This window comes from Opitutia bacterium KCR 482, assembly GCA_029269845.2.
Taxonomy (GTDB): domain Bacteria; phylum Verrucomicrobiota; class Verrucomicrobiia; order Opitutales; family Intestinicryptomonadaceae; genus Merdousia.
On sequence record CP149973.1, the window covers coordinates 1,410,991 to 1,430,054 of the forward strand.

The window sequence follows — 19,064 nt, forward strand, 5'->3', positions numbered from 1 at the left end:
CGGGGGCGGACTTTCTTGCGCGGGGCGTCGGATTTTGCCGCCTTTTGATTTCCACAAGCCGCGCGCAGGGTTAGATTATTTTTGCGAAAGATTAAAAAATTCCTCCGCGTTTTCCTCCGTCTTTGCCGCAATGTATTCGGGCGAAACGCCGAAGATTTCCGCCGCCGCCCGCGCGGTGTCGGCAAGCATTGCGGGTTCGCAGGTCTTGCCCCTGCGCGGCACGGGCGCAAGGTAGGGGCAGTCGGTCTCCAACATGAGTTTGCCAAGCCCCTGCGCGAGCATCGCCGCCCGCATTTCGCCCGCGTTTCTGTATGTGATTATCCCCGTGAACGACGCCCTTGCGCCGCGCTCGTTAAGCTCGGCGAGCTTTTCGGGCGAACCCGCAAAACAGTGGAAAACCGCGTTTGAGAAGTCGAGCCGCGCGCGCTCGATTTCGGCAATGCACTCGTCGATTGCGCCGCGGGCGTGGACGCACACGCGCAGTCCGAGGTCGGCGGCAATGCGCAGTTGGCGGGCGAAGATTTCGCGCTGGCGAAGTTTTTTGCGCTCCGATTCTTCGGGGTCGTCGGGCAGAAAATGGAAGTCGAGACCTATTTCCCCGACGGCTACGGGCAGTCTGCCGCCGCCGACGAAAAGCGAGGGCAGGGCGTCGAGCGCGGTGTCGGAGTCGTCGGAAATATCTTCGGGGTGGATTCCCGCCTGCCAGAATATTTCGGGGTGCTTTTCGGCGGCATCGCGGTATGAAATCCAGTCGGCGGGATTTGTGGAGCATGTGATAACCCGCTCCACGCCCGCGCGTTTCGCGCGTTCGAGCGTTTCGGCGAGCGCGCCGTTTTTTATGAATCCGTCCAAGTGGGCGTGTGTGTCCGTGAGTTTCATTTTGCGCGTTTTTTACGATATTTCACCTGCCGGTTCAACAAGGAAATTCGGACGCGGACAATATGCTTGCGGAAAATCGGGAAGTTTTTTTAGATAAAGGCAAATATGGAAGAAATAATAATAATCGGAAGTGGCTGCGCTGGAATGGGGGCGGCGATATACGCCGCGCGCGCGGGCGCAAAGCCCCTCGTGCTCGAAGGCTCGCGGCCGGGAGGACTCCTTACGACGACAAGCGAAGTCGAAAACTACCCCGCTTTCCCTGAGGGCGTGGGCGGCTTCGACCTCGTCTGGAAAATGCGCGAACAGGCGCAGAAATTCGGCGCAAGGACGGAAAACGCGACCGTCGTGAAAGTCGATTTTTCGGGCGATGTAAAAAAACTCTACGGCGTCGACGGCAAAGTTTTCGAGGCAAAGAAAGTGATAATCGCCACGGGCGCGTCGCCGCGCATGACGGGCGCAAAGGGCGAGGCCGAGCTTCTCGGCACGGGCGGCGTCTCCGTTTGCGCCACCTGCGACGGCGCGTTCTACAAGGGTAAAGACGTTGCGGTAATCGGCGGCGGCGACACCGCCTGCGAGGAGGCGCTGTTCTTGTCGCGCTTTTGTTCGTCGGTGAAAATTGTCCACAGGCGCGACTCTTTCAGGGCGTCGCGCGTGATGTCGGAGCGCGTGGCGGCTAACCCCAAAATTTCGGTCGTCTGGAACTCCGTGCTCGAAGAGGTTTTGAAGAACGAAAACGGCAAGTGCCGCGGAATTTCCGTAAAAAACACGGCGGACGGCTCCGTTTCGGAAATCCCGTGCGCGGGCGTGTTCATCGCAATAGGATACGTCCCCGACACAAAAGCTTTTGTAAATGCCGTTGACACCGACAAAGACGGCTACATTATACCATACGGAAAAACGCTTGTGCAGACGAGCGTCGCCGACGTCTACGCGGCGGGCGACTGCACCGACCGCGTTTTCGGGCAGGCGATAACCGCAACCGCCATGGGCTGCATGGCGGCGATTCTCGCAAGCTCGTAGCGCGTTCCTCCCGACGGACGCGCGGGGAAAATCCGCGTCCGCAACAATACGCACACTACAATGGTAAAACTTACGGCAACAATTTCAGACGCGCTCGTCCAGCCGCTTGAAGACGCGTTCTGCGAACTAACGCGATCGAGCTGGGGCATAGAAAAAATCAACGACCGCACCGCGCCCGAACTCTTCGGGTATTTCGATTCGGACGGCGACGCAAAACAGGCCTACGCGGAAGTCCGCGGTCGCTTCCCGACAGTCCCCGAAACGTTTTCGATAGAGAAAATCGACGACCGCGACTGGCAGAACGAATACAAAAAATTCCTCAAACCGTGGACGTACCGCGACCTCCACTGGGTTCCCGAATGGATGCGCGGCGGCTACTCCGCCCCCGCCTCCGACAAGGTTCTATACTTCGACGCGGGGCTTGCATTCGGCACGGGCGACCACCCCACCACGCGCCTCTGCGCAATGGCTATGCTCGACTACGCCGGCGCGCACGATGTGTCCGATAAATTCATAGTGGACGCGGGCTGCGGGTCGGGCATTCTCGCCCTGACCGCCAAGCTCTACGGCTTCGGCAAAATCTACGGCTTCGACCGCGACGAAGAGGCGGTGCGCGTGAGCGTCGAAAACGCCCGCGCCAACGGCATTCCGCTTGAAAACGTCTCGTTCGAGCACGCGGGGATTGAGCGCGCCCTTGCGGGCAAACAGGCGGACGTCGTATTGGCGAACATCATTTCCGACGTTTTGTGCATTTATGCCGATGTCCTTCTGGGCGCGGTAAAGCGCGGCGGACTGCTTGTGCTAAGCGGCATTCTCGCCGTCGAAAACGAAAGGGTGCGCGACTACTTTCTGTCGCGCGGCGGCGGTATGATAGAGTCCGCCGAGCCGATGACGATGGGCGAATGGTCGCGCCTTGTGATAAAAATGAGGGATTAGTTCCGTGGCGGAGACTATCGCAGCACTCAAAAACTCGCGCGAGGACGACGGGCGCAGAAGCTTCCGCGTGGTTGGGCTTCTGCGGTCGGCGCAGGTGAAGATTGCAAAGAACGGCAGCGAATTTCTCATGCTCGAATTCGGCGACAACGGCGGCTCGTTCTCGTCGATGTGCTTCGACGGCTCGCCCGCGTTCGACGCCCTGCGCGACGCCCCCGTGGGCGCGGCGTTCGAAGTCTGCGGCACGACCGACTTCTATCAGGGGCGTTTCAGCCCGAAGATTGACTCCGTCCGCAGAATCGAGGGCGAGGAGCTTGACGCCATGGTCGAAGCCCTCGCGCCCGTCTCGCCCTACGACCCCGACGAGATGCGCACCGAGCTTGAATCTTTCATCGAGCGCATAAACGACGAGCCCCTGCGCAACACCGTCCAGTCCGCGATAGATTCCGTGGGAGAGGCGTTTTTCAAAAGCACCGCGGCGGTAAAAATGCACCACGCCTACGTTTTCGGGCTGCTTGAACACACGCTGAAAACCGCGCGAATGGCGTCCGCATTGCTGCCGCTCTACCCCTTTGTGGACGCCGACTTGGCTCTCGCGGGCTGCATTCTCCACGACATCGGCAAAGTGCGCGAGTACTCTCAGGGGCTTGTCCCCGAACGCACGAAAATCGGCATTTTGCAGGGGCATGTCGTCTTGGGATACAGAATAGTGCGCGGCGCGGGGCTGAAAAACGGGCTTAAACGCAGCATTCTCGAACGCCTCGAACACATAATTTTGAGCCATCAGGGCGAGCCCGAATGGGGCGCGGCGGCGCGGGCGGCGACACCCGAAGCCGTGTTCGTTTCGAACGTGGACAACTTCGACGCGAAAATGGGCGCGATTGAAGCCGCGCTCGCTTCGGCGGGAGACGCAGAATTCGTCGAAGTCGGCGCGTTGCGGGCAAAGGTTCTCGCCGAAAAACCGCAGTATTGATTTTTATGGAAATTTACATAGCAACATCGAACAAACACAAAGTCTCCGAGTTCGGCGAAATGTTCGCCGCCGCGGGGCTGAAATGCGTCGTGCGCTCCGCCGCCGACGTAATCGGCTTCGAAAGCCCCGTCGAGGACGGCGGCACTTTCGAGGAAAACGCGTTCATCAAGGCGGAGGCGTTGAAGCGCAAAACCCCGCCCGACGCGTACGTCATGGCGGACGACAGCGGAATTGTCGTTGACGCGCTCGGCGGCGCGCCGGGGATACGCTCGGCGCGGTACGCGGGCGTTTCGGGCGCGGGCGCGGACTCCGCCAACAACGAAAAACTTTTGCGCGAGCTTGCCGACGTTCCCGACGGAAAACGGAGCGCGCGCTTCGTCTGCGCAATCGCGCTTATTTGCCCCGACGGCGAACGCGCGGCGTTTTGCGGGAAAATCGAGGGCGTCATAAACAGGGGCGCGGCGGGCGTCAACGGCTTCGGCTACGACCCGCTTTTCTGCCTGCCCGAATGCGGCAAAACCACGGCGGAACTTTCGCCCGAAGAGAAAAACGCAATAAGCCACAGGGGCGCGGCGTTCGCGAAACTCGCGGAATTTTTGAAAACCAAAACAAAGTAAAAATATGAAAAAATACCTATCGGCATTGTTGGGGCTCGCGGCGTTGTGCGCGGGCTGCTCGCAGAGCGTGGAAGTCTCCGACTTCGGCAAAACAAAGGACGGCCAGACCGTAAAGGAGTACGTCCTTAAAAATTCGCGCGGCACAACCGCAAAGATTCTCGACTACGGCGCGATTATCCGCGAACTGCGCGTCGCCGACCGCAACGGTAAATTCGGCGATATCGTTCTGGGCTTCGACAACGTTTCGGACTACGAAACCAAAAGCCCGTATTTCGGCGCGGTCGTGGGACGCTACGGCAACAGAATCGCCGACGGCAAATTCAGCCTCGACGGCAAAGAGTACAATGTCTCGAAAAACGAAAAGGGCATTACCTGCCTACACGGCGGCGCGGTCGGTTTCGACAAGAAAATCTGGAAGGCGGAAACGCGCACAACTCCCGACGCGTCCGTTTTGAAGCTCACCCTCGTTTCGCCCGACGGCGACCAGGGCTTCCCCGGAAACCTCAAAGCGGTAGTGGTCTACACGCTCGACAACAACGACGCGCTCACCGTGGAATACTCCGCCACGACCGACAAGCCCACCGTTTGCAACCTCACAAACCACTCCTACTTCAATCTCGCGGGCGCGGGCGAGGGCACAATCCTCAATCAGGAGCTTGCGCTCGACGCCGACAAATACACGGTTGTGGACCGGAAACTCATTCCCACGGGCGAACTCCGCAAGGTTGACGGCACGCCGTTCGACTTCCGCAAACCCGAAAAAGTCGGCGCGCGCATAAATTCTTCCGACGAGCAAATCAAGACGGGCAGGGGCTACGACCACAACTTCGTGTTCCGCAAGGGGCAGACCGCCGAACCCGTCGCCGCCGCCTCGCTTTACGACCCCGCCAGCGGCCGCCTCATGGTTATCGAAACCACTGAGCCCGCCGTGCAGTTTTACAGCGGCAACGGCTTGGACGGCGTAGCGGGCAAGGGGGGCAAGAAGTACGTTAAAAACGGCGCGCTCGCTCTCGAAACGCAGCACTACCCCGACTCGCCCAACCAGAAGGACTTCCCGTCCACGACGCTCCGCCCGAACGAGCAGTACAAGAGCAAGACGGTCTTCAAATTCTCCACAAAATAGAATCGGAAACCCGAAAACAAAAACAGCTCCCGAAAAATCGGGAGCTGTTTTTTTGCGCCTTCGCCCGCCGACATTTCGCTTCGGGCTGCATTGCCGTTTCAACGCGGACTTATTGGGGGGCGCAATTACTGCCGCGGAAACGCAAATCGCGCAAAGTTCCGCAGGCAGTCGCCTTGTGTCTTGGTGGCGCAAATTTCCGAGCTATGGGCGGCGGGGGGCGCTCCAAAATATTTCCATGCCGCAGCGGTTGCAGTCGAAGCGCAGGCGTAGCTCGGCGGAATCGTTGACGAGAAAAAGCGGTTCTTCGAGCTTTTTGCCCGACGTTTTTTTGCACATTCCAAGCTCCCGCAAAATGCAGTGTTTTGTGGTCATCACGCGCTTGCCGCGCATGTCGGGGCGTTCGATTTCGCAGGCGAATTCGGAGACGCTTGCGCCGAACCTTTCGTGGAATTTTGCGGCGTAGCCGTTTGCGATGTTTTCGTCGGAGTCGAGCGGTTTTGAAAACGCCTTGTAGAACTGCGGCGGGCGCGGCTTGCGGTTGCGGAGCTTGGCGTTGTAGGCGTCGAGTATATTTGCTTCGAGCGCGGCCACAAGCCCGCGCCTGATTGCGTTGATTTCCGCCGCCCGCAAAAACGGCGCGCAAGAAATTCGCACGTCGTCGGTGGAAAACGGGGTGTTGCCGAGCTTTGAAAGGTTCTGGGCAAGGGAGGCGCGGGCGGCGTCGGGGTTCTTCGCGCGCTCGAATTCCGGCAGAATCATTTCGGCGCGGGCGTTGCGGTCGTCGAGGGTTTTTATCGAAAACGCTATTTGCCCGCCGCGCTCCTCCGCCGAAATTTCGACGGGCATTTTTCTGACCGCCTCGCGCGAAAGCCCGCTTTCGAATGCGGTGTTTTTGTTTCTGTAAATTTTGGCTCCCGCGGGAATTTCCGCGCGCCCGTTCGGCGTTCCGACGAACACCCTGTCGCCGTCGATTTTCGAGACGCTCGCCCCCGACGCTCCGCCGTCCCATTCGAAGGCGAGCCCGTCGCCGTTTGCGAGTGTTTTGTCCGCGCCGCGCAGTGTGAATCCGCCGCGGAAAACTCTTTCCGCCGCGCCGAGAAGTTCGCCCCGCGCCTTCGGCGTCGCGAAAGACGCGCAGCCTCCCTGCGTTCCGTGCAGGTGGTATTCGCAGAACCCGCGGTTGAACGACTTTTCCGCCGACGGCTCGAAAACCGTTTCGACGTACCCGTAGGACGGCTTTTCGACGCGCCGCTTTTCAAGCTCGGCGTCGAGCAGTTTGCGGTAGAGGGCGGTTATGTTTTTGACGTATCCCGCGTCTTTGAGTCTGCCCTCTATTTTGAAAATGTCCACGCCCGCGTCGAGCAGTTCGCCGAGCGAGCGCGAGCGGTTCATGTCGCGCAGGGAAAGGTAGTGCGCGGCGGGGGCGATTTCGTTTCCGCGGGCGTCGAGCAGCCTGTATTTCATGCGGCACGGCTGGGCGCATTCGCCCCTGTTGCCGCTGCGCCCGCCTATCGCAAAGCTCAGCTTGCAGCGTCCGCTGTACGAAACGCAGAGCGCGCCGTGCACAAAGCACTCCAAGCGCGTCGATGGTTTGAGGGCGGCTGAAATTTCGGAAATCTCGCGCAGCGAAAGTTCCCGCGCGACTACGATTGTGTCGAAGCCGCACGCCTCCAAAAATTTCGCCTTTTTCGGGGTCGTCGTGTGGCACTGCGTGCTTGAATGGATTGCAATCGGCGGAAGCCCGTATTCCAGCAGTCCCAAATCCTGAACGATGAGCGCGTCCACGTTCGCCTCGTAGAGCTTTTGCGCAAGCCTTGCCGCGCGGGGAACTTCGGCGTCGGAAAGAATCGTGTTCAGGGCGACGTACACCTTGCAGCCGTAGATGTGGGCGAAGTCGCAGAGCTTTGCGATGTCGTCAACCGTATTGCCCGCCGCGCTTCTTGCCCCGAATTCGTCCGCGCCGATGTACACGGCGTCCGCGCCGCACAGAATCGCCGCGCGGGCGGTCTCGGCGTTTTTTGCGGGCGCGAGAAGTTCTGGCTTTTTCATGCTATTTTTCGGAATTGCCCTTAGGCTTCCACATGCAAAGCGCAACGAAAATCAGCGTAAGAAGCGCGAGCGACATGTAGCCTGACGTCAGCCCCGAACCGCCGAAATACACCATGTTCGGGCTTTTGCCTATTTCGAAAATCTTGCGGTATGTCTGGATTGAAAACACTATGCCCGCGTGCATGGCAATCGGCGCCCAGAGCATTTTAGTCCTGATATAGAGCATGCAGAGCACCGCGCCGAACATGAAAAGCGTTGCGAAGTGCACGAACTGGAAGCTTGTGCCGATTCCGACAGTGTCGTACCACGCCACGAAAAAGCCGATGTCCCACGACGAATTGTGGACGCCTCCGGGGAGCGAGTCCCAAATTGAATTCGGGACTTTGAAGTGCTTGTACGCAAAAAACAGCGAGCTTAGCACGACCGCCGAAAGCGCGTCGAACGCCGTGTAAATCGAGCGCATTATAAGACAGCGCATTACAAGCTCTTCGAGAAAGCCGAGAATCAGCCCGCCGAGAATCGCCGAAATTAGAATGTTCGCAAGCTCGCTTCCGACGGCTCCAACAAACTTCACGTTGCAGAATGCGTATTGGAATGAGAAAATCACGACCGCAAGCCCCACGCCAAGCGCGAAGAATCTGAAAAAGTAGCCCGCCGCGCCGAGCGTGAACGGCATTCCGATGTTTTTGAAGGAAAACAGCCCGCAGCGTTTAATCATGTACGGCAATCCGATTACAATCGGCGCCCACCTGAGCCTGTCGTAGAAAACGTCAACGCCCTTGCCGAGAAGCCAGCGCGTGGTTTCGGTCGATTCAATCGAATCGACCCATTGCACGACCCAGTACGCGGGGGCGGTCAGCACCGCGGCAAAAAGCGTCGCGCCGAGGTAGATAAAAAGGAATAGTCCGAGCCCTTCGAAAGAGTGGCGGTTTGTTCCCAGCCCGAAGAGCATCAATTCTTTTTCGCGTTTAAACATGGGGCGCAATTTAGACCAAAAAAATTTTTTTTAAAGCCAAAAAACGCCTCCCGCGCGCCCCGACTTTGCTCCAAGTCGGCGCGGAACGCAAATTACGCAAAAAAAAGCTGGAAATTTGAGAGTTTAGCGTATTGAATTTTCATTTGCAAATAGTAGCGGCGGTTTGTGTTCGGACACTCCGACGCTACTACAACGGTTTTCATACTTTAATTACACGGCACATGATATTTAACAGACAAATACTTAAAGGCGCGGCAGTCGCGGTGCTCGCATTGCTTGCGTCGGTACGCGCGGCTTCGGCGCAACAGGTCGCCCAAATGGGTACGACCGACTTGAAAAACGAGGCGAGCGCGCTCGTCGACGAAAAGAAATACATAGAGGCGCGCCCCTATATTCTCGAACTCGTCAAGCGCATCAAGGATTCCGACGACCAGAATCTGAAAAAAGAGCTTGAGCAGATGTATTACTTCGAGGCGTTCGGCTATTTGCAGGAATACAACGGCACGCCCTCGAAAAACCTCATGAACAAGGCAATCGCGGGCTTCGACAAGGTCATAAAGGAATTCCCCACGGGGCAGTATGCCGATTCGGCAATCAAAACAAAGGCGTCTTGCTACGAAATGCTCGGTCAGTTCGACAAGGCGGTCTCCACGCGCGAAATTCTGCTCTCCAAGCCCTATGTCGATAAACTCAACCGCAACGAGCAGTTTGCAATCGTAAAGAAAATCGCCACAAGCCTCTATAACCAACGCCAGTGGAAAGCCGGCAAAAAATGGTTCGAGAGAATGCTCAACACGGCGGTTCTGCCAGAAGACAAGGTTTTCGCCGCGTCGGGTCTGATTCAGGCGGCGTGCGCCCAAAAAGACTACGAAACCGTTAAAAAATACTTCCCGTATCTTGTTATAGACGCTCCCGCGCGAAGCGACATCGCCCTCAACTACGCGCTACTGCTCGCGGGCGACGACCTCGTGAAAAAGGAGAAATTCAGCGAAGCCTCCGTATTCTACAATATGGTGCTTAGCCGCGATACCATTGTAAACAACCTCAAACGCTTCCTCGAAAAGGCGCAGAAACGGCTCGAACGCGCCCAGCGCGTGTCGGCGGACAGCCCCGCCGTTCAGGAACTTACCGCTCAGGTTGCGACCCTCGAAGCGTACATCGCGGCAATGGCGCCCGTCGAAGACTATACTGCCGACCTCATGGCGCGCAACGCCCGCAACTATATGCTTACCGAGCGCGACTTCGAAAGCTTCTGGTCGTACTGGCAGATGCTCAAAACATACCCCAACCACCAGAGCATTGAAGACTTCTACATGGCGGCGATTGTCGGCGCGTTCAAAATCGGCAAGAGCGACGTTATGTTCAAACTGTGCGAGGAATATGTAAAGAATTATCCCGACGGCACATACGTCAAGGCGGTCGAACTGCAAATCGCCCAGTACTATTTGAAGAAGAAGGATTACCCCGCATTCTTCCAGCTCGCAAAGAAATTCATCGCCGAAAATCCCGACGAACCGCCGTACTCGCAAGACTTCATCTTCCTCATGGGCAAGACTTGGCTCGACATGCAGAAGTACGACGAACTCACAAAGACTTTCGAAAAATACGCAAAAGACAACCCCGACACCGCGATTTCAGAGGGCTGCCTCTACTGGTCGGGTATAGCGTACCTCGCAAAGGGCGACTTCAAGAACGCCATGCGCGTGCTCGTGAGAATGATTGACGACTTCCCGAACGGCATGTACGCCGAAGACGGCATGTACCGCCGCGGCGTTGCGGCTTTCGGCGCGGGAGACTTCAACATTGCCCGCGACACCCTCGAAGACTTCACCGCCCGCTACGCAAATAGCCAGCTTCGCGGCGAAGTAGAGTTCTTCCTCGGCGACATTTACGCAAACAACGCCGAAGCGGAGCTTGCGATGAAGCACTACATGAATGTGGAAAAATACACCAAGAACCAAAGCTTTATCGACAACGCCTACACGCAGGCGGCAAAACTGCTCCACAACCTCGAAAAATACGACGAGGAAATCGCGCTGATGGACTCCTATCTTGCGAAATTCCCCAAGGGAATCTGCTCGGAGGCGTCGTTCAATAAGGCGAAGGCACTGGAAATCAACGGCCTTGCGTCCGACGCGCTCGCGCTCTACGGCTCGGCAATCGAAAAGTACGGCGCGGTTAAGACAGACGACGGCGTCGACAAAATGATTCTCGACTACGACAGAATGTACAAGGAGAACGAGGCAAAGCTCGCCGCAACCGTCGAGTTCCTCAAAAAACTCATGGCCGACAAGGCTCTCCTCCAAGACATGGTCGCCGTTCCCGCAAAACGCTACCGCTATTTTCAGGACAACCCGAAAATCGACAAACGCCTCTACGAAAAATTCAAGCGCGACAAGGCTTTCGATGAAAAACTCTACACCGACAAAACCGTCCTCCAAAAACTTCTCGACCGCTACACCGCGCAAATCGCGAAGTACCCCAAGGGCGGCACGGAAAAAGTGTTCGGCGAAATGCTCAAACGCGCAAAGGCGGCCAAGAACGACACTCTTGTATACCGCCTCATGATGGGCTTGGATTCAATCGGCAAGCCCGTCAAGGACGACAAAATGTTCAACGCCGACGACATCAAGAAAGCTTCGGTGCGCACTCTCGTCTGGATTTCCAACGTAAACGAAAAATACGGCGCCGAACCCGCCCGCAAGGCTCTGAAAGAGGCGATAGACCGCGACGAGTTCGAATACCTCATCGACGCGCTCTTCGCCTCCGCCCAGCTCGAACAACGCTTCGCGGCAAAGGGGCAGGGCAAATGGGAGGACGCCGTCAAATTCTACGAGGAAGTGGAAGACCAGTTCCCGTCGGACCCGCGCGCGGCGGAGGCCGTTCTGCGCAAGGCGGAAGTTCTCACAAAGCTCGGCAAACGCGCCGCGGCTATAAAGTGCTACGAGCAGATTCTCAAATCTCCGTCGTGGCGCGGCGAAGCCTACGCCGAAGCTCTTTACAGGCTCGGAACAATCGCCAAGCACGACAAGAAGCCCGACACCGCGCTGATGTACTTCGACCGCTGCTATCTGGGCTACGCAAACTGCTACAAATGGACGGGCAAGGCTCTCCTTTCCGCCGCGCAGCTGCTCGCCAACCGCAACGAAATTGCAAAGGCGAAAGAGCTGTGCGACGAATTCCTCGACAACAAGCTCAACGAGCAGTCGCCCGACTACGCCGAAATTAAACAATTCCGCAAAACATTATAGAATTGACGAAAATGAAGATTTCCAAAACAACGGTATTTTCCGCGGCACTTGCAATCTTAGCGTGCGCCGCGACGGCACAGCAAGCCGCAACGCCCGCCGCGCAGAAAACAGAGGCAGCCGAAGCCGCAACCCAAAACGAGGACCGCTCCTACCTTGCCGACTACGAGGGCAAGGCGGCGTCTGTCACGCTCTTCGACGAAAAGACAAAAAGCGAAAGCGTGGCGGCGTTCAAGAGCGCGACCGATTCCGACATCGTGTTTGTCGGAGGCGGCGGCGACATCGCGGTTTCCAAAAAGAAGCCGTCGTCGCTGAAAGTTGTGGTAAAGCCCGACAACAACTGGCTGAGAATCCGCTCCGCAATCGGGCGCGAAAATTGGGACGAAGCAATCGTCTACATGCGCCCCTTCGTCTACCCCCTCATTCCCCTGATGTCCATAAACCACGAAACGTTCAAGGGCAATTCATACCTCGAAATGTACCTGAACGCGCTCGTGAACGCAAACCGCATGAAAGAGGCGGTCTCGATTGTGGACGCGCTGAAACTCGGCGAAGTCGCGCCGTCGCTTGTGTCGTCGGCATTGAACGTCGCGGAGGCGCTGGCGAAATCGGGCGACAAAAAGGGCGCGCTTGCAATCCTCGAACACATTCCGTTTTCGGGAGACTACACCGCGGTGATTCCCGACATGCTCTCCGTACTTTCCGAGCTTCGCAACCGCGGGGCGGTTCAGGAATGCGGCGTGCTTTACACAAAACTCACCGGCGTTGACAGCCCCCAGAAAAACGAGGCAACCCTCTGGATGGTCTATTGCGATTTGAGTATGGGCAAAAAAATGTCGGCGGAAATCTACCTCAACCAGATTTCGATTGACGCAAAATCGCCCGAATTCTCGCTTCTTAAAATGGCGCAGGGCATGCTCGCCGCCAAGGCGGACAAGCCCGACTACAACGCGGTTCTCGACGCATACGCCGAGGGCATCGTGTTCGGCTCTCTCACAAGCTCCTGGATGCCCGAACTGCTCTACAACACGGGCATGGCGTACAAGAAAATCGGCAAACAGTTCGCCGCAAACGAAATTTTCGCCCAAATGAAGGCGTTGTTCCCCGACAACGCGTTGACGGCAAAAGGCCAAAAGGAAATCGTAAAAATCGAGCGCAAGCCCAAGAAGGCTGCGGCTTCAGAAGACGACGAGGACGAAGACGACGAATAATTTACAACAAACACCCTCCATATGAAACTCCATCATTTTAGACCCAAAAAGGAAAAACGCGGGCTTTTGTACCAAGTTTTCATTCTGGTCGCGGTATTGCAAATATCGCTGCTTATCGGATTGAGCGGCTACATCGTTTCGCAGTCGATTATCGAGGACGAGCAGCGTCTCGACGCTCCGCCGCCCGTCGAAAAAGTCCAAGTTGCGCAGAAAGAGCACAGGGTGCGCGTCGAAAGACAGCAGAAAAAGTCGCGCAAAATGAACAAGCGCATTCAGGTTGCCAACCCGCAGAACGTCAATGCGCCGGAAGTAAAGGTGACAATCCCAGCGTCGATTTCCACGGGTGCGGGTATCTCGACAATTTCCGACAAGGCAATGACCGGCGGCTTGAAGCTCGCAGTCCCGACCGTCGAAATCGGCGGCATCAAGAGCAAGACGGAAAAAGTCCTCATCTGCGTCGACGCTGGCCCCTACCTCATGACCGACGAACGCGGTGGTTTGGACACATACAAAGTCATTCGCGAAGACATTAAGAGGCTCGTCAACACACTGCCGTCCACAATGCTCTTCAACCTCATGGCGTTCGACATCAGCAACGGCGCGCAAATCAAGTTCTTCCAGGGAAACCTCGTTGCGGCAACCGCGTTCAACAAACGCATCGCGTGCGACTGGGTTGACCCGATTAACGTCGCCCTCAACAAAACGGGCGTGAGTGCGGTTCGCGGGCCTTACTACAAACTCAAATACGAGTTCCTCAAACAGCCGCCCGCGTCGCAGTACTACAACCCCTACGTTTCCAACGTCTACCGCGTATATCAGGCGGCGTTGGAGCAGGGCGCGGATACAATCTACATTCTGACCACGGGCTGGGTTGACCCCGACAGAATCAAACTGCCGTGGACGGACGCCGAAACCGAACGTTTCCGCCGCGCAATGGAAAACTACGAAGACCAAGTTGCAAAGGCGCGCAAACAGCAGGGCTGGACGGACGAAAAACAGCAGGAGTTTGAAACCGCCGATGCTCTCGCGCATCAGAAGGGCATCAAAAAAGCCCGCGAATGGATTAAACAGGAAAACGCAAAGCGCGCCCAGAAAGGCGTTCCTCTCTACACGGGTACTCCGTCGAAGGCGATGTACGAAAACAAGTTCTACGTTCGCCCCCAGCCGTCGCCGCCCGCAGTTAAGGTGAAACGCCCCGAAGCAAAGTTCAAGCCCTACGGACGCGTCGGAATTATGAGATACTACAACAAGCTCTTCAAGGAAGTCTACTTCGACAAAAAGATGAAGCCGCCGGTTGTGAACATGATTGTGTTCCGCGGCGCAAAGGAAGAATGGACTCCCGCCGAAAACAAAGTTGTGCGCCAGTTCACAAACGCCAATAACGGCGGACGAAGCCGAATCCTGAAAGGCTTGAAGTCGGTCAAAGAATACGAATAAAACATTTTACGCAAAGCCCGATACGTTCTCGTATCGGGCTTTTTTGCGCCCGCGCGGGGCGAATGAAGAACTGGAAATTGAAATTTGCGCCGCGAAAGCGGGCAAACACGATAGTCTCACAGATGAAGCCGAAATTTTGTGATTTTACATAAAGCCTTTGAAAGCATCTGCGGAAGTGTCTTTTTATTTAATAGCTCCCATCGCAACGCAAAAATTAAATAATGTTGTTCTTTTTGCGCTTATGATAAACGCAAAAATTCATTCTTAATTCCGCCGCGCATGCGCAAAAAGCGGCGGGTTTGTTCGACCCGCCGCTTAGGTATGGAAATGTTTTTTTCGCGCTACTTCTTCGCCTTTGCGACCTCTTCAGTCTTTGCAATCATCTCTTCGGGCGACTGTATTTGGAATCCCACGATTTTCTCGATATAGCCCGATTGCGGATTTATCAAAATTATCGTCGGGAAGCCCGTAAGCTCATAGGTGTCGGCAAGTTTTGCGTATTGCGCGGCGTTGGCGGCGTCGCGCGGATTGCCGTTCCTTTCGAAGTCGGCAACGACAACTTTGAGCTTGTCCTTTGCGTGCTTCAAAAACTTGTCGGTGTTCAGCACGTATTTGTGGAGCATTTTGCAGGGCGGGCACCACTGCGACCCCGTAAATTCGAGCATGAGAACCTTGCCGTCTTTTTTCGCTTCGGCAAGAGCCTTTTCGAAGTCTTTTTCGGCGATGTCCTCCAATGTTTTTGCGTCCGATTTCGCCGTAGCCGCGGGCGTTGACGCCGCCGCGGGGTTTTCTGCCGCTGGGCACGCCGCCGCGCCCAGCAATGTGGAAATTGCCGCCAAAAGGAAATATGTTTTTTTAGATATTTTTTTCATGTTTTAACTTGTTCGCTTTTGAATCGGCAAAAATTGCGGACGCTTAACGCGCCTTGTCGAAGAAAGACAAATTCCACGAGGCATGCCACCTTATGACGGGCAGTCCGTTTTCCCATTCGACGGGGAGGAAAATGTAGCGGCCGTCGATTGCGTCGTTCGGTAGCCACCTGTCGCCGACGTAGATGAACGCGTCCTTTTTGCCCTCCACGGGGATAACGTATGTGCTTTGCGAGCGGAAAGTTGTGTCCGCCTTTGCTTCGGGGTAGGTTCTGTCGGCGGGCTGGCCCGCGCCGCGGCAGGGATTGCCGACCTGCTTCCATTCGCCGAGCATGGAGTCCGCCACGCTGAGGCGTCCGGGGTTGGGCGCCCAGCCTGTGCAGTAAGAGGTGAACATGAAATACTTGCCGTCTTTCTTGAATACGGCGGGGGCTTCGTTAAGCCCGCCGACGAGCGCGCGCGTGAATTTGCCCGTGAAGTCGAGGTAGTCGTCGGTAAGCTCGTGGATATGGAGGGTTGCGTTTTCTTCGGACGCGGTGATGAGGTATGCCTTGGCGTCGTCGTCGACAAAAACCGTCATGTCGCGCGACATCTGCCCGTTGGGAAAGTCGCGCAGGAAAATATGCCCGTCCATGATTTGGCTTGAAAGCGAAAGGGCTTTGTCGGGGGCGTCCCAGTTCGGGTGCTTTGAATCGAGCAGCGTGCGGACGGCTTTGAGCTTGCCCTCCCAGCCGACGGGGTACTTTCCCGCATTCGGGCGCAACGCCCGCAGGAATTTATAAGGGCCTTCGACTTTGTCGGAAACCGCGATTGCGATTTTCGCCGCGCGGTAGTTCGGTCTTTCCTTCAAGATGTCTTCAAGCTTCGGCGATTTCGCAGTCGCGCCCTTGCGCTCTTCGAGGTGCGCGAACATGACGTACTTGCCCGTCTTTTTGTTGAACACAACTTTCGGGCGTTCAAGCACAGTCCCCACGATAATCGGCGATTCGGGGTCTTTCGACATTTCCAGCGCAAGGCCTTCGTCGCGCCAGTTGTAGAGGTCGGCGGACGAGTAGCAGTGGACTCCCGCCAGAGCCTTGTTGCCGAGCGTGCCGCCGAGCTTGTGCTCGCCGAACATGTAGTATCTGCCGCCGTCGAAAATGAAGCCCGCGCCGTGCGCGTTTACCGCCCTGCCGTTTTCGTCGAGCAGAACTTTCCCCGATTCGAAGCCCGAATTTTTCACATAGTCGGCGGAGTTTACCCCGCCGAATTTTTCAGTCGCGCAGCCGCACAAAAAGAGCGCGGCCGCAATCCCCGCAGTCGATATATTTTTAAGCATTATTTGTTCCGGATTTTTTTGAATTTATACGAAATTATCCTGAGTCCGCGCGGCGCGTATTTGAGTGGCGCGTAGAAAACGTACGCGAGGAAGAGAATCGCAAAACTGTACTCGCGCAGAATTACGATGAGCATCACGGCGATTACGAACGCCACGAACGAGCGGAAGCGCATGCTCGCCGTCCAGTTGACGTGCTTGAACGACGGATACGGAATGTTGCTTACCATGAACCACGCAATCAAAAGCATGAGCGGAATGAGCAGAATCGGGATAATGCCCTCCAAGTTGAGGCTGAGCATTGTAAGGGCGATTGACGCCACCGTGCCCGCCGCCGCCGGCGCGGGAAGCCCCGAAAAATAGTCGCCGTGCTCGTATTTTTCGTGCCCCAAAATGTAGGGGTTTGTGAGCACGTTGAAGCGCGCAAGCCTAATCGAGGCGCAGAGCAGGTAGATAAATCCTATCAGCCAGCCCGTATTTTTGAGAAAATTGGAGTAGGAATCTTTCATGCCCTCTATGGGCTGGAGCACGAGGAAGAACATCAGCAGGCAGGGCGCGACGCCGAACGAAATGCTGTCGGCGAGCGAGTCGAACTCCTTGCCGAAGAGCGATGTTTTTCCGCTCATTCGCGCAACGCGGCCGTCGAGGGCGTCGCAGAAGCACGCCGCGAGAATGCAGAGAATGGCGAGCAGGTAGTAGCCCGTGCTGTTTGCGATTTCCGAGCTGCTCGGCGTGATGAGCGCGGCTATTTGCGTCAGCGACTCGCGGGCGGAGTCCGAATTGAACTTGCCCTGTATGCACAGGACAATCGACAGAAAGCCGAAGAACAGGTTGCCTGCGGTGAACGCGTTGGGAAGAATGTAGATTTTGCTTTCCTGATGTACGTTTTTTTGTTCGTTTTTCATTTTTTCAGGGATTCGAGATAACGCCAGAAATTGTCCTCCTGCTCGAACATGGTCTCCTCCTTGAAGGGGAGCTTGAATCGGAACACGAAGTCGGCGAGAGTATGTTGGTGGAGAATATAGTGGGCGTGGAGCGTCTGCGTTTCCTCGATTACCTCGAAGTAAATGCGGTAGTCTCCGGTTCTGAGCCTGTAAAAGACTTTCGAGCCGCGGCGGATTTTCCCGATTTCGGGCAGCCCGCTTTCGAGCTGTTCGGCGGTCAACGCCCCGAAAGATTCGATAATCTCCAACTGGGTGAGCTTGTCGAGCTTGTTAAGCTCCGACATGCTTTGGTTGCTGAACGTCACTTGGTACATAATTTTAATTGCTATATCGTACGCTAAACGCCGCCCCGCGATTTTCAAACAAATTTTGAAGCGCGGTTTTTGCGGTCGGCGCAAAAAAATCCCCCGTTTTTTGAAACATTTGCCGGCGTCGGGCGTTTGCATCTGGCGAAAGGATACGAAATGCGAAAACTTTTAAGCTCAACCCTGACCCTCCTGCTTCTCGCGGCCGCCGCGTATGCCGACGACGCGCAAAACGCGGCAAAGGGCGGCGACGACGAAATCAGAAGCGCGTTCTCAAAGCTCGACGTCGAGACCAGAATCAGGCTGATGAAAAAATTCGACAAAGACGGCGACGGACGCCTCAGCCCCGAAGAGCGCAAAGAGGCGATGGAGGCGATGAAAGGCAAAGCCGCCGATTTGGAGTCGCTTAGGCAAAAGCACGTCGAGGACGTCATGAACCGCTTCGACAAAGACGGCGACGGAAAGCTCGACAAGTCCGAGCTTGCGGGCTTCCTCGAAGAACAGCGCAAGATGTTCGACGAACAGCGGCGCAGAATGGGCCCGCCGCGCAAATTCCAGCCCCCGAAGGAAATCCTCGCCAAGTACGACAAAAACGGCGACGGGAAAATCGACGCCGAGGAGCGCCGCGCCATGTTCAAGGACGCCCGCGAACGCCGCGAAAAGCTCGTCAAAAAATACGACAAAAACGGCGACGGCATTTTGGACGACTCCGAACGCGAGGCGTTAATCAAAGACCCCGAAGTGCAGAACATGATGAAGCGCATGCTTTCGCGCCCGCTTCCGCCGCCTCCGAGGGATTAGCATTTTTCATAAGGTTGTATTGTCGGCGCGGCTTTGCGCCTGCGCCGAACGGATTGTTCCCAATGCCCCGCAAAACCCGCGGGGCATTTTCTTTGCAAAGGGCGTTGCGGAAACGAGGAGCGGGGCGGTCGAGTCGCTTGGACAGTCGGACGGACGGGGCGGGCGGTCGGGTTTGCAGACGGACGAGCAGTTGCTTGGCGTTGGCGGTCGGCTTCGGAATCGGCGTTTTCGGGCTTTTTCTGTTTCCCGATTTTCGCATTTCGCCGCGTGCGCGAAAATTCCGCGCGGGTATTTCCGAAAACGGAAAGACGCCCCGATAAATCGGGGCGTCCTCCATATATGACTACTATCACTTTACTATCGG

Annotated in this window: 16 protein-coding genes; 9 read left to right on the forward strand and 7 right to left on the reverse strand. The window is 56.4% G+C overall.

The features are described from left to right. Positions 1 to 75 precede the first annotated feature (75 nt). Positions 76 to 879: a TatD family hydrolase gene (locus P3B99_005855; protein WYJ06732.1), complete on the reverse strand. Its 804-nt coding sequence runs from the start codon at positions 877 to 879 to the stop codon at positions 76 to 78. A 105-nt stretch (positions 880 to 984) separates the two neighbouring features. On the opposite strand from P3B99_005855, the gene trxB reads away from it, so the two are divergent. Genes trxB through P3B99_005880 form a run of 5 tightly spaced genes read left to right on the forward strand, consistent with a single transcriptional unit; the run spans position 985 to position 5,545 of the window. Further along, complete coding sequence (gene trxB, locus P3B99_005860) at positions 985 to 1,899, forward strand: thioredoxin-disulfide reductase (GenBank protein WYJ06733.1); 915 nt, start codon at positions 985 to 987, stop codon at positions 1,897 to 1,899. Between the two features lie 60 nt (positions 1,900 to 1,959). Continuing rightward, entirely contained in the window at positions 1,960 to 2,835 is an 876-nt protein-coding gene (locus P3B99_005865) for a 50S ribosomal protein L11 methyltransferase (GenBank protein WYJ06734.1), read from the forward strand. Between the two features lie 4 nt (positions 2,836 to 2,839). Further along, positions 2,840 to 3,805, forward strand: coding sequence for an HD domain-containing protein (locus P3B99_005870; GenBank protein ID WYJ06735.1), 966 nt, complete (start codon positions 2,840 to 2,842; stop codon positions 3,803 to 3,805). A 5-nt stretch (positions 3,806 to 3,810) separates the two neighbouring features. Beyond that, positions 3,811 to 4,422: an RdgB/HAM1 family non-canonical purine NTP pyrophosphatase gene (rdgB, locus tag P3B99_005875; GenBank protein ID WYJ06736.1), complete on the forward strand. Its 612-nt coding sequence runs from the start codon at positions 3,811 to 3,813 to the stop codon at positions 4,420 to 4,422. A 4-nt stretch (positions 4,423 to 4,426) separates the two neighbouring features. Next, complete coding sequence (locus tag P3B99_005880) at positions 4,427 to 5,545, forward strand: aldose epimerase family protein (GenBank protein ID WYJ06737.1); 1,119 nt, start codon at positions 4,427 to 4,429, stop codon at positions 5,543 to 5,545. A 201-nt stretch (positions 5,546 to 5,746) separates the two neighbouring features. Here the strand turns inward: P3B99_005880 and P3B99_005885 are convergent, their stop codons facing one another. Both P3B99_005885 and P3B99_005890 read right to left on the reverse strand, forming a co-directional pair. Next, positions 5,747 to 7,594: a U32 family peptidase gene (locus tag P3B99_005885; GenBank protein WYJ06738.1), complete on the reverse strand. Its 1,848-nt coding sequence runs from the start codon at positions 7,592 to 7,594 to the stop codon at positions 5,747 to 5,749. Between the two features lies 1 nt (position 7,595). Then, positions 7,596 to 8,570 (reverse strand): CPBP family intramembrane glutamic endopeptidase, encoded by a 975-nt coding sequence (locus tag P3B99_005890; protein ID WYJ06739.1) that lies wholly within the window; start codon positions 8,568 to 8,570, stop codon positions 7,596 to 7,598. A gap of 221 nt (positions 8,571 to 8,791) precedes the next feature. On the opposite strand from P3B99_005890, the gene P3B99_005895 reads away from it, so the two are divergent. Genes P3B99_005895 through P3B99_005905 form a run of 3 tightly spaced genes read left to right on the forward strand, consistent with a single transcriptional unit; the run spans position 8,792 to position 14,466 of the window. After that, positions 8,792 to 11,821 carry a tetratricopeptide repeat protein gene (locus P3B99_005895; protein WYJ06740.1) on the forward strand — a complete coding sequence of 1,010 codons (3,030 nt, stop codon included), beginning with the start codon at positions 8,792 to 8,794 and terminating at the stop codon, positions 11,819 to 11,821. 11 nt (positions 11,822 to 11,832) lie between these two features. After that, positions 11,833 to 13,029, forward strand: coding sequence for a hypothetical protein (locus tag P3B99_005900; GenBank protein ID WYJ06741.1), 1,197 nt, complete (start codon positions 11,833 to 11,835; stop codon positions 13,027 to 13,029). Positions 13,030 to 13,050: 21 nt separating this feature from the next. Further along, complete coding sequence (locus P3B99_005905) at positions 13,051 to 14,466, forward strand: hypothetical protein (GenBank protein WYJ06742.1); 1,416 nt, start codon at positions 13,051 to 13,053, stop codon at positions 14,464 to 14,466. A gap of 341 nt (positions 14,467 to 14,807) precedes the next feature. On the opposite strand, the gene P3B99_005910 is transcribed toward P3B99_005905, so the two are convergent. From P3B99_005910 to P3B99_005925, 4 genes are read right to left on the reverse strand one after another with little or no spacing between them, the layout of a single operon-like run. After that, complete coding sequence (locus P3B99_005910; protein WYJ06743.1) at positions 14,808 to 15,338, reverse strand: thioredoxin fold domain-containing protein; 531 nt, start codon at positions 15,336 to 15,338, stop codon at positions 14,808 to 14,810. A 43-nt stretch (positions 15,339 to 15,381) separates the two neighbouring features. Beyond that, on the reverse strand, positions 15,382 to 16,653 hold the full coding sequence (locus P3B99_005915; GenBank protein ID WYJ06744.1) for a glycoside hydrolase family 43 protein: 1,272 nt from the start codon (positions 16,651 to 16,653) through the stop codon (positions 15,382 to 15,384). After that, positions 16,653 to 17,555, reverse strand: coding sequence for a phosphatidylcholine/phosphatidylserine synthase (locus tag P3B99_005920; GenBank protein WYJ06745.1), 903 nt, complete (start codon positions 17,553 to 17,555; stop codon positions 16,653 to 16,655). Before P3B99_005920 ends, P3B99_005915 begins: the two co-directional genes overlap by 1 nt. Next, positions 17,552 to 17,908, reverse strand: a complete 357-nt coding sequence (locus P3B99_005925) for a type II toxin-antitoxin system RelE/ParE family toxin (protein ID WYJ06746.1) — start codon at positions 17,906 to 17,908, stop codon at positions 17,552 to 17,554. Before P3B99_005925 ends, P3B99_005920 begins: the two co-directional genes overlap by 4 nt. A gap of 150 nt (positions 17,909 to 18,058) precedes the next feature. On the opposite strand from P3B99_005925, the gene P3B99_005930 reads away from it, so the two are divergent. Then, complete coding sequence (locus P3B99_005930) at positions 18,059 to 18,700, forward strand: EF-hand domain-containing protein (protein ID WYJ06747.1); 642 nt, start codon at positions 18,059 to 18,061, stop codon at positions 18,698 to 18,700. Positions 18,701 to 19,064 lie beyond the last annotated feature (364 nt).